The sequence below is a fragment of the Blautia fusiformis genome (assembly GCF_020686995.1).
Lineage (GTDB): Bacteria > Bacillota > Clostridia > Lachnospirales > Lachnospiraceae > Blautia_A > Blautia_A fusiformis.
The window spans coordinates 1-15,570 of sequence record NZ_JAJEPT010000004.1; the positions used below are offsets into that span (position 1 = coordinate 1).

Genomic DNA, 15,570 nt, shown 5'->3' on the forward strand with positions numbered 1-15,570 from the left:
TAGCCAAGTCCGGAAGGGATAAACGCTGAAGGCATCTAAGCGTGAAGCCCCCCTCAAGATGAGATATCCCATTCTTATGAAGTAAACCCCCTTGAAGACGACGAGGTAGATAGGGCAGAGGTGGAAGTGTGGTAACACATGGAGCTGACTGTTACTAATCGGGTGAGGGCTTGACCAAGAAACGCAGGTTAAGAATTGATTCAAAAAAGATTAACGATCATCAACAGAACATGTATGTAGTTTTGAATATACAATCGTAAAAAAGTGGCTTAAACAGCCACTTTTTTTGTGCTATAATAAAGAAATATTTTATCATCAATTTCCCTGTCAACTGAAAAAAGTTTCCCTATCTACAGTCCATAGTAAAACGAAAGGATTTATTTATGAAAACACTATATGTATCAGATCTCGACGGAACTCTTTTACGAAAAAATGAAACTTTATCTTCATATACAATAAAAACAATCAATGCTTTAACTTCTTCAGGCATGTTATTTTCCTATGCAACAGCTCGTTCCTTAAATACGGCAAAAAAAGTAACAGAAGGCCTTAACACACACTTTCCTCTTATTATATACAATGGGGCATTTGTGAAAGATAATATAACAGAGGAAATTCTCATTGCCAATTATTTTGAAGAGGATATATATGAGGTATTGAGGGATCTTTTTGCACACGAAATATATCCGATCATATATTCATATCAGGATAATGTTGAAAAGTTTTCTTATATAGCGGCAAAGGCAACAAGTGGAATGCAGACATTTTTAAACAGCCGGAAGGGCGACAAACGCACGAATATTGTAACTACAGAATCTGAACTGATGTATGGAGATCTTTTTTATATCACCTGCATTGATAATCCGGAGAAGCTGGAACCATTTTATCATAAATATAAAAATAAATATCATGTTGTTTATCAGAAGGGCATCTACACAGGAGAACAGTGGCTGGAGATCATGCCACAAAAAGCATCCAAAGCGCAGGCTGCTTTGCAGCTAAAACAAAAACTGGAATGTGACAGATTAGTTGTTTTTGGTGATGGAAAAAATGATATTGATATGTTTAAAATAGCGGATGAAGCCTATGCAGTGGAAAATGCAGTGAGTGAACTGAAAGCTGTGGCAACCGGGATCATCGGTTCCAATGAAAACGACGGAGTAGCGAAATATCTCCAGAAAATATCTATTTCCAAATCAACTGTTTTATGATATCATATAGCTTAACCTGCGGAAAATGGAGGTTATAAGACATGAATCATATTGAAGAAAAGATCATTCAGACTATAGATGAACACAGAGATGAGATCATAGCCTTTGCGAAGGATATCCAGAGTCATCCGGAACCAGGGTTTTATGAGGAGAGAACAGCCGCACACGTAGCGGCTTTTTTGCGTGGCCTGGGACTTCGTGTGCATGGAGGACTTGCACGCACAGGAGTCCGCGCTGAGTGGATGGAACAGGACGGACCGAACATTACGATTATCGGAGAACTTGACGCCATCGGATGTAAGTCGCATCCGATGGCTGATCCCGCCAACGGGACAGCACATGCATGCGGACACCACGCACAGATTGCAGCCATGATCGGCGCAGCATTGGCACTGACCAATGAGGAGGTTCAAGCCTCTCTGTCTGGGTCCGTATCTTTTTTTGCCGTTCCGGCGGAAGAATACATTGATGCAGATAAACGTGCATGGCTTCGGAAAGAGGGAATCGGCTTTCCTGCATCCGGAAAAAGCGAACTGATCCGGCTTGGAGAATTTGATCATTCAGACATTATTTTGACCACACATGTGCACATGATGCCGGTAGAAGAAGATTTTTACCTGGGGAATGCGGCCTGCAATGGATTTTCCGCAGAACGAGTGACAGTAAGAGGAAAAGCCGCACATGCAGCCATTGATCCATGGGATGGTGTCAATGCATTAAGTATTACTTCCAGTGCCATTCAGATGATGGGACTGATGCGGGAAACGTTCCGGGAGGAAGACCATGTGCGTCTTCACAACGTGATCCGAAAAGCCGGAGATGTGATCAATGCAGTTCCAGACGAAGCGGTGATCGAAACAAAAGTCCGTGCAGCGTCTCTGGATGCGATCCGGGCAACACAGGAAAAAATGGACCGTGCCTATGACGGAGCTGCCTATGCATTCGGTGGTACGATCGAAAGAGAACCGCTTCAGGGATATATGCCGATCTTGCACAGAGGTGCGGATAAAGTGATGGAAGAATCCGTAAAGCTTCTGGATGCTTCATACCGATGTTCAAAGCCGGCAGATTTTAACAACGCCTGTACCGACGTAGGAGACCTGACCCATCTGTTTCCAGTGCTGAATTTTACATTTGGAGGATTTGCGGGAAAACTTCACGGAGCAGATTTTAAGATCATGGATGAAGAACTGGCATATATCAAACCAGCCAAGCTTCTGGCACTGACTACGTATCGTCTTCTCTGTGATCAGGCAAAAGAAGCAAAAAAAATCTGTCAGGAATTTAAACCTGTATTTAATAAAGAAACTTATTGTCAGTATATACGAGATAATTTTCATGAAAATGAGTAGTTAACCGAATCAGAAAATCCCATGCAGGGGGCGGATATCATAGCAAACAGAAGGAGAACTAAATGTCCGAAATTTCATTAGAATTGAAAAACATAAAAAAGAGCTTCCAGGAAGGTGAGGACGTCCTGGAAAGCATCTGTCTTACAGCAAAAAAAGGAGAATTTGTCACTCTGCTGGGGTCTTCCGGCTGTGGAAAAACCACTACACTGCGGATCATTGCAGGCCTGGAACAGCCAGATTCCGGCCAGGTTTTTCTGGATGGAAAGGATGTGACATCCCTGGAACCGAATCAGCGCAATGTGAACACAGTGTTCCAGAATTATGCACTTTTTCCCCATATGAATGTAGCAGATAACATTGGATATGGGCTGAAATTGAAAAAAACATCGAAAGCGGAGATCAGCAGAAGAGTCAAAGAAATGCTGGAGCTTGTTCAGCTTCCGGGCTTTGAGAGGCGTAAGCCGTCAGAGCTTTCCGGCGGTCAGCGCCAGCGTGTGGCCATAGCCAGAGCACTTGTGAACAATCCGGAGGTACTTCTTCTGGACGAACCCCTTGGTGCACTGGATCTGCAGCTGAGGCGTGCCATGCAGCACGAGCTGAAGCGCCTGCAGAAGAAGCTGGGGATCACCTTTATCTATATCACTCACGATCAGGAAGAAGCCATCAACATGTCTGATACGATTGCTGTGATGAACCACGGTCGCTTTGAGCAGATTGGGACGCCGGATGAGATCTATAATCATCCGAAGACCAGCTATGTGGCAACCTTTGTTGGAAATGCCAATATCCTGACCGGTATTGTGGAAAGCATTGCGGAAGAGGAGATTGACGGTACTTCCGCTCAGATCACCGTAAGAACTGATGCCGGAAAAGTAAAAGTATCAATGGACACCGCAGCTACATCTGACAGAGGATTTTTTCCGCAAAAAGGAGAAAAGGTTACCATCGCAGTAAGAAGCGAAAATATCCGGTTTGAGGAAAATAAAAAAAATGCACAACAAAGCACGCCGAATTGCACATCAGAAAACACACAAAAGAGTGTACAGGAGCCCGCAGAAAAACACACAGAGGACAGCTGCGATGGCTTAACCGCCGAAGTCATTGAAAAAACCTTCGCCGGCGGCCAGCTCCGTGTTGTTTTGAAAATTTCGGAAGGTCAGGAAATCGTGGCAAGCCGTTACGGCATTGATACAAATGTCAGTGTAGGAGAAAAGGTGCGCTGCTGTTTTCTTCCTACAGATGCAGTGCTGGTAGATCGGGAAGAAAGATCAGAAGAAGTATTGCCGGATCAGTCAGGTCCCTGTGTAGGAGGTACTCATGCGTAAGCACAGAGCAGGCTCCGTATGGATGATCCTGCCGCTGTATCTTTTTACACTGATCTTCGTCGCACTGCCTCTTCTGTATGTAGCTGCACTGAGCTTTTCCACAGCAGACGGCGGCTACGGCGTGAACTGGAAATTTACTCTGGATAATTACAAGCAGATCCTGGAGCCTGTATACCTGCAGACCTTTACGGGATCCTTCCGCCTTGCGCTCACCAGCACTTTGATCATTTGTCTGGTGGGCTACCCATTCGGATACTTTATGGCAAAGCTTTCCGAGGGCAAAAAGAAGCTGGCCATGCTTTTCCTGATGCTGCCTTTCTGGGTGAATTCCCTGATCCGTCTTTATGGCTGGATCATCATTCTCCAGAAAAAGGGCCTTCTGAATTATCTGCTGATGAAGCTTGGCATCATCCAGGAGCCCTTAAAAATCCTGTACAGCTATCCTGCGATCGTGATCGGTATGATCTATGTATTGCTGCCGTTTATGGCACTGTCCGTATATTCCAGTGCGGAAAAGCTGGACTGGTCCCTTGTGGAAGCTGCCAGAGACCTTGGAGCCAGCAGATGGAAGGCTTTCTGGAGCGTCACCTTTAAGCTGACTTTGCCGGGACTTCTTTCCGGAGTGATACTTACCTTTATTCCGTCTATGGGTCTGTTTTTTATTGCGGATATCCTGGGCGGAAACAAGATCGTACTTGTGGGAAGTCTGATCCAGGAGCAGATGACAAGAGGCAATAACTGGCCCTTTGCCGCAGCACTGGCTGTGGTACTGATGATACTGACAACTCTGATGATCGTATTATATCGGAAGCTTACCAATGTGAAGGAACTGGAGGGAATCGGATGAAAAAGAACTCAAAGCTTTCAGGACTGTACCTGGGAATCCTGTTTTTCCTTATGTATCTGCCCATTGGTGTGGTAGTGGTATTTTCGTTTAATGAAGCAAGACTTCCGGTGCGCTTTACCGGATTTTCCCTGAAATGGTATCAGGAACTGTTTCAGGACAGGGATCTGATCCAGGCATTGAAAAACAGTTTGATCCTGGCGGTGTCCAGCTGTGGGGTATCTGCAGTGATCGGAACACTGGGGGCTGTAGGACTTTCCAGGATCCACTGGAAAACAAAAGGGGTGATGGAGTATATTTCCATCCTGCCTCTGATGATCCCGGAAATCATTCTGGGAATGGTACTGATGGCATTTTTCTATATGCTGAACCTGCCATTTGGAATGCTGACACTTCTGATCGGACACACGGTTTTCTGCGTGCCCTATATTTTGATGGAGGTAAAAGCAAGGCTTGTGGGAATGGATCCGTCCCTGGAAGAGGCAGCCAGAGATCTTGGTGCCGGTTCCTTTCGGGCCTTCTGGGACATTACCCTGCCGCTGATCATGCCGGCTGTTATATCCGGTTCTCTGCTGGCCTTTGCCATGTCCATGGACGATGTGGTGATCAGTATTTTTGTAACCGGGCCACGTGTATCCACGCTGCCGATAAAAGTTTACACACAGATGAAAACAGGCGTTACGCCGGAGATCAATGCACTTTGTACCATAATGCTGGGAGTGATCCTTCTGGTACTGGCAGTATATCTGATCGCAGGAAAACGCGGGAAGGGGAATATAAAAGATGAGCAATAAACTGATCGAGTTAAAAAATCTCACAAAAAACTTTGATGACCAGCAGGTGCTCCGGGGCATTAATCTGGACATTCACGAAAACGAATTCCTTACGCTTCTGGGACCCAGCGGCTGTGGAAAGACAACAACCTTAAGGATCATTGCCGGCTTTGAGGAGCCAAGCGGCGGAGAGGTACTGTTTAACGGAATTGAGATCTCCAAGCTGCCTCCATATAAAAGAGAGATCAACACGGTATTCCAGAAATATGCATTGTTTCCGCATCTCAATGTTATGGACAATATCGGTTTCGGCCTGAATCTGAAAAAGGTAGATAAATCTGTTATTGAGCAGAAGGTAAAAAGAATGCTGAAAATGGTAGGGCTGGAAGGCTTCGAAAAAAGAGATGTTACACTTCTTTCTGGTGGACAGCAGCAGCGAGTTGCCATTGCCAGAGCTCTTGTCAATGAGCCGAAGGTTCTTCTGCTGGATGAGCCACTCGGCGCACTGGATGCCAAGATCCGTAAGCAGATGCAGATCGAGCTGAAAAAGATCCAGAGAGAGGTAGGAATCACCTTTATCTATGTTACCCATGACCAGGAGGAGGCACTTTCCATGTCTGATACGGTAGTAGTCATGAACAACGGTGAGATCCAGCAGATCGGCAGCCCGACAGATATCTATAATGAGCCGGAGAACCGTTTTGTTGCCGGCTTTATCGGAGAGTCCAATATTATAGAAGGAACGATGATCAGGGATTTCCTTGTGGAGTTTGATGGCTTCCGTTTTGAATGTGTAGACAAGGGATTTGAGGACAACGAAGCCATTGAGGTTGTTCTCCGCCCGGAGGATCTGGATATTGTGGAACCGGATCAGGCCAAGATCAGAGGAACTGTACGGAACATTACGTTCAAGGGCGTGCATTATGAGATCCTGGTCGAGACGGAGCTTCGCACATACATGGTGCATACTACCGATTATGCAGAAGTGGGACGTGAAGTGGGACTGAAGTTTGGTCCTGAGGATATCCATGTTATGTGCAGAATGGGAGGATACTAATGAAACAGTTCAAGCATCTGATCAAGCCGTATATCATCTGGGCTTCGATCCTGATCGTGGTACCATTGATCCTGATCGTGCTTTATGCATTTACCTCAGATGGAAATGAAGTTCTGACCCTGCATTTTACATGGGCGAATTTTGCAAAATTTCTGGAAGCTACATATTTAAGTGTTATCCTGAAATCCTTCCGCCTGGGTATCCTGACCACACTAATCTGCCTGGTCTGCGGATATCCGCTGGCATACATTATTTCCAAATATTCCGAAAAGGTGCAGAGCTTTCTGATCCTTATGGTCACCATTCCCATGTGGATCAACATGCTTCTCCGTACCTATGCATGGATGAACATTCTTTCTGACAATGGTCTGGTGAACAACCTTCTGAAAATGCTGGGAATCTCACCGATCACCATGATGTATACAGATTTTTCCGTTATCGTGGGCCTTGTCTGTAACTTTATGCCCTTTATGATCATTCCGATCCATACATCCTTAAGTAAAATGGACAAGTCACTGATCGAAGCGGCCAACGACCTTGGTGCCAATCCCTTCCAGACCTTCTGGAGGATCACCTGGAAGCTTTCCATGCCAGGTGTGGTCAATGGTATCATGATGGTATTCCTTCTGTCCATATCAACCTTCGTTATTCCGAAGCTTCTCGGCGGCGGCCAGTACATGCTGATCGGTAATCTCATCGAGTCACAGTTTATTTCTGTAGGTGACTGGAACTTCGGAAGTGCCATCTCTCTGATCCTGGCAGTGATCATTCTGATCTTTATGAGCCTGATGAAGAAGATGGATACTCAGGACGATTAAAGGAGGCAGGAGATGAAAAGAAAAAATACCATATTTTCAAAATTATATGTAGTGCTGTGTCTGGCATTTTTTTACCTGCCGATCCTTGTGACCATGATCTTTTCCTTTAACTCATCCAAGTCCCTGACCAGATTTACAGGATTTTCCCTGCGCTGGTACGGAGAGCTGATAAACAACATGGAGATCAGTAAGGCAGTTTATGTTTCGGTCACAGTGGCAATTCTGGCAACTGTTATTTCCACAGTGCTGGGAACCATCACAGCCATCGGACTTTCAAAATCCAGAAAGGTGCTGAAGGAGATGGTCCTTACCATCAATAACTTTCCAATTCTGAATCCGGAGATCGTAACCGCGATTGGTCTGATGCTGCTGTTTTCTTCGCTGGGAATGACGAAAGGCTATCTGACCATGCTGCTGGCACATATCGCATTCTGTACGCCCTATGTGATCACCAGTGTATATCCGAAGGTACGAAGCCTGGATCCGAACCTTGCCAATGCAGCCATGGATCTTGGTGCAACGCCATATCAGGCACTTACCAAGGTTATCGTGCCCATGATCAAAGAAGGGATTTTTGCGGGAGCGCTCCTGGCCTTTACCATGTCCTTTGACGATTTCGTAATTTCCTACTTTGTTTCCGGAAACGGAGTAAAAAATATATCCATTGTTGTATATAATATGACAAAGCGCATCAATCCCACCATCAACGCCCTTTCTACTATTGTGATCGTGGTCATTGTACTGGTGCTTCTTTTTGCAAATCTGATCATGCCGAAGCTTCAGGCCTCCACCGTGAAAAAAATGGATCCGAAAAAAAGAAGGATCGTTGCGGTTGTCACAGCTGCTGCGGTTGTTCTGGTATTGGGAAAGTGGACGATTGTAAGCCAGGGAAACCACGTGCTTCGTGTATATAATGCCGGAGAATATATGGACCTGAGTCTTCTGGACAAATTTGAGAAGCAGTATAACTGTACTGTTGTATATGAAACCTTCGAGTCCAATGAGATGATGTACACCAAGCTGGCCAGTGGTGAAACCTACGATGTTCTGGTTCCGTCAGATTATATGATCGAAAGACTGATCAAGGAGGAATATCTTCAGGCCCTTGACTGGAAAAAAATCCCAAACAGCAAAAATCTTCTTCCCGAGGTACAGAATAAGGACTATGATCCGGGAAATCGTTATTCCTGTCCGTATTTCTGGGGAACTGTAGGAATCCTTTATAATAAGAATGTAGTCTCTCAGGAGGATCTTGACAAAGAGGGCTGGAATATTCTCTGCGATGAAAAATATAAGGGAGATCTTTATATGTATGATTCCGAAAGGGATTCCTTTATGATCGCCCTGAAGGCGCTGGGGTATTCCATGAACACAAAAAATCTTGATGAGATCCAGCAGGCTTATGAGTGGCTGATCCGGCAGAGAGATACCATGGATCCGATCTATGCAGGTGATGATGTGATCGACAACATGATCTCAGGAAACAAGGCAATGGCGGTTGTTTATTCCGGAGATGCTTCCTATATTATCAGCGAAAATCCGGAGCTTGGCTATTATACTCCGCAGCAGGGAACCAATACCTGGTATGATGCCATGGTCATCACCAAGGACTGCAATGAAGTAGATCTGGCTCATGAGTTCATCAATTTTATGCTGGATGATGAAAATGCTCTTTCCAATACCGAAGAAGTAGGATATACTTCTACTGTAAAGAGTGCATTCGAGGAGATGAAGAACGGAACTTATGAGGGAATTTCTTCCTATATTCCGCAGATCGACAATCCAAAGAATGAGATCTTCGGATACCAGAAGCCAAAGATCAAGCAGAAATTCGCAGAGCTTTGGACAAAGGTAAAAGCAAAATAACAAGACGTCAGAGAGACATGAAGGAGGTTCTATGAAAGTAAAAAAAGCAGCAGCGATCATGTTATGTGCGGTACTTGGAACATCTATGATAACAGGTGTCAGTGTCAGTGCAAAGGATAAGGATGAACTGGTACTTTATACATGGGACGGAATGTTTCCACAGGAAGTGCTGGATGATTTTGAAAAAGAAACAGGGACCAAGGTGGTATATTCCAACTTTGATACCGATGAGACCATGCTTGAGAAGCTTTCCCAGGCAAAGGGCGGCGATTACGATGTGGTAATTGCAGATGATTACATTATCGACAGCGCGGTAAAAGAGGGACTTGTCCAGAAGATCGACAAGGATACCGTTTCCAATTTTAAGAACATCAACCCCCTTTATCAGGGACAGTTTTATGATCCGGATGACGAATATACAGTACCTTACGGAGCAGGAATCCCACTGATCGTTTATGATCCGGAGCAGGTAGATATCGACATTAAAGGATACAAGGATCTCTGGGATAAGTCTCTGGAGGACAGCATTGCCATCGTAGGTAATTACCGCGTGATCTGTGGCATCACACAGCTTTCCATGGGAGAGAGCATGAACGAAGAAGATGTAGCCGTGATCGACAAGACAGGTGAGAAGCTGAAAGAGCTGGCACCGAACATTCGTATGATCCAGGATGACAATACACAGAATGCCCTTCTCAACGGAGAGGCAAGTGTGGCATTTCTTTATACATCACAGGTAACACAGGCGCTGAAGGATAATCCGGATCTTAAGGTGGTTTATCCGGAGGAAGGTCTTGGATTTGGTATTATGGGAATGTTTGTGCCAAGTGAAGCACCGAATGCGAAGGCTGCCAATGAATTTATCAATTATATCCTGGAGCCGGAAGTATCTGCACAGTGCATCAACTATATCGGATACTACAATACAAACAAGGCAGCAGATGATCTGGTAGACGAGAGCCTGGTTGTTCCGGACAGCGTGACAAAGGGTGAGATCGTACAGAATGTAAGCCAGGAAGCAGAGCAGGAATACAATAAGATCTGGACAGAGTTTAAAGCTGCCTGCGATTAAGCAGACGGACCAGTAAGGGGGTTTTTCAGGTGGAGATATACAAAGGCACATCCGCTTTTTCCGGAATAGCCATTGGAAAAATACTGTATTACCACAGAGGCGAATATCAGATCCGTCAGTCCATGGTAGACAATGTAAAAAAGGAGCTGGATCGTCTGGATAATGCAAGAACAGCGGTAAAGAACCAGATCCAGCATATGTATAAAAACGGAGCACCCCTCCCCAAAGAGCAGGAGCTGACCTTGAAACGTCAGCTGAAGCTCTTAAGTGGCGGAAGCTTCCAGCGGGCCGTGGAAAGCATGATCACGACAGAAAAGGTCAGTGCAGCTTACGCAGTCCAGACAACCAGGGATGAGCTTGCAAATGTGTTCCGCAAGCTGGAGGACGAGGCTGTCAAAGAACAGATCGAAAATATCAGGGAGATTTCCGAGCTGCTGATCGGCGCCATGGGTGGCTCCCATGCACGGATCAATCTGGGAGATGAGCCGGTGATCCTTGCAGCAGAGCAGCTTTCCCCCAATGAACTTCTGGAGATGAACAAAGCCAGTCTTCTGGCGGTAGTCATGCATCAGGGGTCTGTTATTTCCCATGTATCGATCATGGCAAAATCCATGGAAGTCCCCACCCTGGTCGAGGTGGAGATACAGAAAGAATGGGATGGCCATATGGCTATTGTAGATGGGTATACAGGAACACTGTATATCGATCCGGAGCCGGAGCTTCTTAAGGAATATGAGATCCGTCATGCAGCAGATAAGGAAGAGCGGGAAGAACTTTTGAGACTTCGGAACCAGAAGGATATCACAGCCGATGGCAAGGAGATCAAGCTTCTGGCAAACATCGGAAATCTGGATGATCTGAATACGGTTCTTTATTACGGAGCAGCAGGTATCGGCCTTCTTCGAAGTGAATTCCAGTATCTCGGAAGAGAGAATTATCCAAGAGAGAATGAGCTGTTCCGTGCCTATAAAAAAGTAGCCGAGGATATGGATGAACGTCCGGCAGTGATCCGTACCGTGGACCTGGGGGCAGACCGTCAGGCAGAATATATGGCAATTCCTGATGAGGTCAATCCTATGATGGGAAACCGCGGCATCCGCCTCTGCCTTGATCGCAAAAAAATGTTCAAAGCGCAGCTTCGGGCTATTTACCGTGCAAGTGCCTATGGAAATATCAACCTGATGTATCCGATGATCACGTCCGAGGATGAGCTGGATGAGATCGAGAAGCTGATCCGTGAGGTAAAAAAGGGCCTGGATGAGAAGAACATTCCTTACAAAAACATCCGTACCGGAATTATGATCGAGACACCGGCAGCGGTCATGATCAGTGAAGAACTTGGAAAACGTGTGGATTTTCTGAGCCTAGGAACCAATGACCTGACCCAGTATACCCTGGCTATGGACCGGCAGAATCTTCTTTTGAAGGATAAATACAATGATCATCATCCGGCGCTTGTAAAGATGATCCGCATGGTAACAGAGGCAGGACATAAGTCAGGATGTGAAGTTTACATATGCGGAGAGCTGGCAGCAGATTCCAATCTTACAGAAGCTTTTATCCAGATGGGAGTGGACGGCCTTTCCGTTGTTCCTGCCTGTGTACTTCCAGTGCGAAAAGCGATCCGCAGCTCCTATGCGGATGAGGCAAACCGGCCGGAAGAAGCAGTAAAAGAGAAATAATATCCGGAAAAATAAAAATCCTGAGAATTTCTATGTTGATATCTGTTGATATCTCACATAGGATCCTCAGGAATTTTTTGACGGAATCTTTCACTCACGGCTTATTGCTGTTCTAAATTGAAGCAGTGCGTGGAAGCATATCTGTTCCGGTTAAAGTTATCGAAGTCCAAGCACCTGGGCGGTTTCCGAAATAAACTCCGGTGTGGTACCACAGCATCCGCCGATCACGGAAGCACCGTTGTCCACCAGCACCTTCATATAACCTGCAAAATCCGCAGGGGTCATGCTGTAAACTGCATTTCCAAGATCATCGATCTGGGGCATTCCCGCATTGGGTTTGGCAATGACCGGAATGGAAACGTTCTCCTTGATATTGCGGATAACCGATACCAGCTGATCCGGGCCAACCGAGCAGTTGATGCCGACAGCGTCTGCACCTGCAGCTTCCAGGGACATGGCAGCCTCTATGGCATTTCCGCCGCTGAAGATACTTCCGTCTGCTTCTACAGTCACGGTACAGATGATAGGAAGCTCGCAGACACTCTGGCAGGCGTCTACAGCAGCCAGTGTCTCCTCGATATTGATCATGGTTTCCGCTACGATCAGGTCCACACCTGCATCACGGAGATAGCCGATCTGTTCCTGATAGACTTCGAAGGCTTTTTCGTAAGTCATGTCACCGGCCGGTGCCATCATCTTGCCTGTGGTGGTGATATCACCTGCTACGAAAACACCCTCCGGTGCGATCTCCTTTGAATAGCCTGCCAGGGTATGATTGATCTGTTCAATCTGATCCTCCAGTCCGTGCATAGTGAGGTTAATGCGGTTTCCTCCGAAGGTAGGTGCATAGATGATATGGCTTCCCGCCTCGATGTATGCCTTCTGCAGAGACTGGATCACATCCTTGTGCTCAAGCACCCAGCTCTCTGTGCAGACACCACGCGGCATGCCGGCCTTCATCAGGTTGGAGCCGGTAGCACCATCCAGCAGCAGGACATGATCTTCGGTCAGTTTCTGAAATTCCTGTTTTGTCATATGTTTATATCCTCCTTATGGCAGCCAATCACGGTTGGCAAAAAATAAGGCTCCTCCTGTAACCGCTGCACTCATTGCCGTGGGTTTATTTTAACACAGGGAATAAAAATAATCTATCCTGTTTCTGGGCCGGGGAATAAAAAATAATAAAAATTAGGCAAATTGTACATATTTAACGGCTTTTCTGTCGAATAAAGAACTTGCGTATTAGAAAATGGGATTGTATAATAACCTATAGACATGCCCAAAGGGCAAGACTGTCATCAGATAGAACAAAAAGGTAAAGGTGAAAAGGAATTATGATTAAAGTTAAACTGAGCAACTGGAAGTCTGATCACCAGATGGATGAGGCTTATAAAGCTCTGCGAACAAATATCCAGTTCTGCGGAGCAGATAAGAAAGTGATCGCACTTACCAGCTGTACTCCTAATGAGGGAAAGAGCAGTGTGGCATTTAATCTTGCTGCCTCTCTTGCTGAGAGCGGCAAATCAGTGCTTCTGATCGATGCCGATCTGCGTAAATCCGTTTTGATGGGACGTGTGACAGTAGACCAGGAGGTAATGGGACTTGCTCATTATCTTTCCAAGCAGGCCAAGCTTTCTGACGTGATCTGTGCCACTACACTTCCGAAGTTCCATATTATCTTCTCCGGTATCGTACCTCCGAACCCGGCAGAGCTTCTCGGAAACAGACTCTTCAAGGATATGATCCGCGTGGTAAGAGATGTTTATGATTACGTTATTGTAGATACACCGCCGCTTGGACTGATCATCGACAGTGCTATCATAGCAGATTCCTGCGACGGATCTGTAATCGTCGTTGAATCCGGTACCATCAGCTACCGTTTTGTACAGGAAGTAAGAGATCAGCTTGCCAAGAGCAACTGCCCGATCCTGGGAACCATCCTGAACAAGGTGGACTACAGCAAGGCCGGCAATTACGGTCACTATGGCAAGTATGGTAAATACGGCAAGTACGGTAAGTATGGTTCCTACGGAGATTATGGTGAGAGCAGCAGTAAATAAAAAAACATTGACAACAGAAATGAGTGGGTTATTTTAATGAAGGGACTTTATGATATTCATTGTCATATCCTCCCCGGGGTGGATGACGGTGCAAGAAACATGGAAGAATCACTCTGGATGCTCAATAAGGAGTATCAGGAGGGCGTACGTCATGTGATCCTGACACCACATTTCCGGTACGATATGTTTGAGCCGCATATGAACATTGTGACAAGACAGTTCATGCAGCTGCGTAGAGCAGCCATGAATATTGGTGATGAAGGCATGAGACTTTATCTGGGCTGTGAACTCCATTCCAGTATGGATATGGTGGAATGCCTTAAGAAGGGACGGCGGCTTACCCTTGCAGGTTCCAGATATGTGCTTGTGGAATTCAGCAACGGAGATGAGAAAAATTATATTGAAGAACGGGTCAGAAGTCTTCTGATGAATGGTTTTATCCCGATCATCGCTCATGTGGAACGTTATAAGGCTACCCGGAACGATATTGGATTTTTGACAGAGCTGAAGGATATGGGAGCACATATCCAGGTCAATGCAGATACCATCAGCGGTCAGGACGGATTCGGGGCAAAAACCTTTGCACGGAAAGTCATGAAGCATGGGCTTCTGGATTTTGTCGGTTCTGACGGACACCGTAAGACGGAGCGTATCCCGGAGATCGGCAAATGTGTCGCCAAAATGGAAAAAACAATGGGGAGCGAATATGTAAAGAAGATCTTTATCAAAAATCCCCGGAAAATCACAGGGTAATGGAGAAAAGAAATGGAAAATCAGACTGTTAACAACAACGACGAAGTAGAGATCGATCTTGGTGAGGTATTTCACCTGTTACTGAGCAAGCTGGGTGTTATCATTTTATCCGGTATTGTTTTCTGCCTGGCAGCTGTTATGGGAACCATGCTTCTGATCACACCGAAGTATGAATCCACAACCAAGATCGTGGTACTGTCCAAGCAGGACAGCAGCACACTGACCAATCAGGATATCCAGACAAGTACATCACTGACCAAGGACTATGCGGAGCTGATCAAGAGCCGTACAGTTACTGAGGGTGTGATCGCACAGCTGAAACTGGATATGACACATGAGGAGCTTCTTAAGAAGCTTTCCGTAGATACACCAACGGATACACGAGTAGTATCCATCACAGTTACAGATACCGATCCTTATACAGCGGCAGAGATCGCAAACGCAGTAAGAGATATTGCTTCCAAGCATATCCAGCAGGTTATGGATATCAAGGCAGTAAATGTGGTAGAGACAGCAAACATCCCGGATGAGCCATCAAGCCCAAGCGTACCGAAAAACGGTGTGATCGGCGGACTTCTGGGTATCCTTCTGGCAGCAGCTGTTGTGATCATCGTATATCTGACAAACGATACTGTAAAGACACCGGAAGACGTAGAGAAATATCTTGGATTAAGCGTACTTGGTACAATCCCATACTCTTCCAAAATGGGCAAGAAATCCAAAAAGAAAAAGAAACGTCACGCATAAAAATAACAAC

Annotated in this window: 14 protein-coding genes and 1 rRNA gene; 14 read left to right on the forward strand and 1 reads right to left on the reverse strand. The window is 45.8% G+C overall.

Going from position 1 to position 15,570, the window contains the following annotated elements; translation table 11 throughout:
- From LKD46_RS04640 to ptsP, 11 genes are all read left to right on the forward strand, one after another.
- A 23S ribosomal RNA gene (locus LKD46_RS04640) occupies positions 1 to 178 on the forward strand; the annotation flags it as partial.
- Between the two features lie 205 nt (positions 179 to 383).
- Positions 384 to 1,211, forward strand: a complete 828-nt coding sequence (locus LKD46_RS04645) for an HAD family hydrolase (protein WP_110102102.1) — start codon at positions 384 to 386, stop codon at positions 1,209 to 1,211.
- Positions 1,212 to 1,252: 41 nt separating this feature from the next.
- Complete coding sequence (locus tag LKD46_RS04650; protein WP_110102101.1) at positions 1,253 to 2,563, forward strand: amidohydrolase; 1,311 nt, start codon at positions 1,253 to 1,255, stop codon at positions 2,561 to 2,563.
- A 62-nt stretch (positions 2,564 to 2,625) separates the two neighbouring features.
- Positions 2,626 to 3,888, forward strand: coding sequence for an ABC transporter ATP-binding protein (locus tag LKD46_RS04655; RefSeq protein ID WP_110102099.1), 1,263 nt, complete (start codon positions 2,626 to 2,628; stop codon positions 3,886 to 3,888).
- On the forward strand, positions 3,881 to 4,735 hold the full coding sequence (locus tag LKD46_RS04660) for an ABC transporter permease (RefSeq protein ID WP_110102097.1): 855 nt from the start codon (positions 3,881 to 3,883) through the stop codon (positions 4,733 to 4,735). Before LKD46_RS04655 ends, LKD46_RS04660 begins: the two co-directional genes overlap by 8 nt.
- Positions 4,732 to 5,526, forward strand: a complete 795-nt coding sequence (locus LKD46_RS04665; protein ID WP_022426292.1) for an ABC transporter permease — start codon at positions 4,732 to 4,734, stop codon at positions 5,524 to 5,526. Before LKD46_RS04660 ends, LKD46_RS04665 begins: the two co-directional genes overlap by 4 nt.
- On the forward strand, positions 5,516 to 6,562 hold the full coding sequence (potA, locus tag LKD46_RS04670) for a spermidine/putrescine ABC transporter ATP-binding protein (RefSeq protein WP_015525681.1): 1,047 nt from the start codon (positions 5,516 to 5,518) through the stop codon (positions 6,560 to 6,562). The genes LKD46_RS04665 and potA overlap by 11 nt, the downstream gene beginning before the upstream one ends.
- Positions 6,562 to 7,380: an ABC transporter permease gene (locus LKD46_RS04675; protein ID WP_015525682.1), complete on the forward strand. Its 819-nt coding sequence runs from the start codon at positions 6,562 to 6,564 to the stop codon at positions 7,378 to 7,380. The genes potA and LKD46_RS04675 overlap by 1 nt, the downstream gene beginning before the upstream one ends.
- A 12-nt stretch (positions 7,381 to 7,392) precedes the next feature.
- On the forward strand, positions 7,393 to 9,246 hold the full coding sequence (locus LKD46_RS04680) for an extracellular solute-binding protein (RefSeq protein WP_110102095.1): 1,854 nt from the start codon (positions 7,393 to 7,395) through the stop codon (positions 9,244 to 9,246).
- Positions 9,247 to 9,277: 31 nt separating this feature from the next.
- Entirely contained in the window at positions 9,278 to 10,318 is a 1,041-nt protein-coding gene (locus LKD46_RS04685) for a polyamine ABC transporter substrate-binding protein (RefSeq protein WP_110102094.1), read from the forward strand.
- Between the two features lie 29 nt (positions 10,319 to 10,347).
- Positions 10,348 to 12,000 (forward strand): phosphoenolpyruvate--protein phosphotransferase, encoded by a 1,653-nt coding sequence (ptsP, locus tag LKD46_RS04690; RefSeq protein WP_022426290.1) that lies wholly within the window; start codon positions 10,348 to 10,350, stop codon positions 11,998 to 12,000.
- A 156-nt stretch (positions 12,001 to 12,156) separates the two neighbouring features.
- Here the strand turns inward: ptsP and LKD46_RS04695 are convergent, their stop codons facing one another.
- Entirely contained in the window at positions 12,157 to 13,035 is an 879-nt protein-coding gene (locus LKD46_RS04695) for a homocysteine S-methyltransferase family protein (RefSeq protein WP_022426289.1), read from the reverse strand.
- A 299-nt stretch (positions 13,036 to 13,334) separates the two neighbouring features.
- Here LKD46_RS04695 and LKD46_RS04700 point away from each other — a divergent pair, with 299 nt between their 5' ends.
- From LKD46_RS04700 to LKD46_RS04710, 3 genes are read left to right on the forward strand one after another with little or no spacing between them, the layout of a single operon-like run.
- A complete protein-coding gene (locus tag LKD46_RS04700) occupies positions 13,335 to 14,060 on the forward strand; it encodes a polysaccharide biosynthesis tyrosine autokinase (RefSeq protein WP_015525686.1) in 726 nt (241 codons plus the stop codon).
- Between the two features lie 36 nt (positions 14,061 to 14,096).
- Positions 14,097 to 14,813: a CpsB/CapC family capsule biosynthesis tyrosine phosphatase gene (locus LKD46_RS04705; protein WP_015525687.1), complete on the forward strand. Its 717-nt coding sequence runs from the start codon at positions 14,097 to 14,099 to the stop codon at positions 14,811 to 14,813.
- Positions 14,814 to 14,825: 12 nt separating this feature from the next.
- Positions 14,826 to 15,560 carry a YveK family protein gene (locus LKD46_RS04710; protein WP_129976128.1) on the forward strand — a complete coding sequence of 245 codons (735 nt, stop codon included), beginning with the start codon at positions 14,826 to 14,828 and terminating at the stop codon, positions 15,558 to 15,560.
- Positions 15,561 to 15,570: the final 10 nt, after the last annotated feature.